This is a genomic window from Devosia chinhatensis (genome assembly GCF_000969445.1).
Taxonomy (GTDB): Bacteria; Pseudomonadota; Alphaproteobacteria; order Rhizobiales; family Devosiaceae; genus Devosia; species Devosia chinhatensis.
The window spans coordinates 1-588 of sequence record NZ_JZEY01000051.1 but is presented as its reverse complement, the minus strand read 5'-3'; the positions used below and the strand labels follow the sequence as shown (position 1 = coordinate 588).

The following is a 588-nucleotide window of genomic DNA, read 5'->3' as shown; positions in this document are numbered from 1 at the left end:
TCGCTATACGCGTGCCTTTATCCGGCATCTTCACGCAGATGCCGGATAAAGGCACGCGTATAGCGACTCGCCGCCTGCCCCTCGAGATCACGGCCAAGACCGCGCAGGCCGCTGGCTCCAAAGCTCAGGCTGGTTGGGGACATGACGCTTCTCTCCTTCCGGGCCGGCATGGTCGGCGCGCTAATTAAGGCTATTACGTCCCGGCGGTCAACTCGCCCCGCAAGGCCTCGCTGCCGGCCTCTCCGCCCCGCCCCGCCCGCGCCGCCGCAGCACGGCGCCCTGCCACCGCCCTTGCTCCCCTTTCCCCCTCCACCCCAACCTCCCACCGCGCAGCTCTTCCTCTACCGCCCCGGCCTCCCCCCCAGCAGCCCCCGCCCCGCACGCACTACACCCGCCCCCCACCCTCCCCCCGAGCCATTCGGTCCTGTCCGCCTTCCTACGGCCTTTTCCCGTTCACAGCCGCTCCATGCCCATGGATCGCACCATCTTCCCCATCTGCTCCCACTCCTCCTCGTACCCCTCGCCCCACCGACGCCTGTGGTCCACCTGCCGCCTCCGCAGGCCCAAGACCGTCGCCTCGTGCCGGCC

Annotated in this window: 1 protein-coding gene; it reads right to left on the bottom strand. The window is 69.9% G+C overall.

Translation table 11 applies throughout. The features are described from left to right. Window positions 1-17: 17 nt before the first annotated feature. A complete protein-coding gene (locus VE26_RS18665; protein WP_280136856.1) occupies window positions 18-143 on the bottom strand; it encodes a hypothetical protein in 126 nt (41 codons plus the stop codon). Window positions 144-588 lie beyond the last annotated feature (445 nt).

What these genes read in the sequence shown, in the direction of transcription:
- VE26_RS18665 (WP_280136856.1), bottom strand. Translation starts at nt 143, where the DNA reads ATGTCCCCAACCAGCCTGAGCTTTGGAGCCAGCGGCCTGCGCGGTCTT.